At 45.0% G+C, this 231-nt stretch carries 1 protein-coding gene; it reads right to left on the bottom strand.

The annotated features are described in order from the left end of the window. Positions 1–80 precede the first annotated feature (80 nt). Complete coding sequence (locus ACFVYJ_RS13985) at positions 81–215, bottom strand: M24 family metallopeptidase (RefSeq protein ID WP_463255489.1); 135 nt, start codon at positions 213–215, stop codon at positions 81–83. Positions 216–231 lie beyond the last annotated feature (16 nt).

The following is a 231-nucleotide window of genomic DNA, read 5'->3' as shown; positions in this document are numbered from 1 at the left end:
GATTCTGCATAGGATTGAATGGCGTGGCCAATATCACCGAACCTGACACCGTGTTTTACCATGCGGATACCGCGATACATTCACTCCAGAGTAACATCAACCAAACGACGCGCGTGTGGCAGTTCTTTGCCGAAAAAGAACATTTTGCTGGTGTAGCCGTGATAACCATCATTGATGACCGTGATATCGATATTTATGATGTCGCCACTTTTCAATGCTTTGTCATTGGTA

It is taken from the genome of Pontibacter sp. JAM-7, from assembly GCF_048548695.2.
GTDB lineage: Bacteria > Pseudomonadota > Gammaproteobacteria > Pseudomonadales > Balneatricaceae > Neptuniibacter.
The sequence above is the reverse complement of the archived record's forward strand: the minus strand, read 5'-3'. Positions and strand labels throughout refer to the sequence as shown.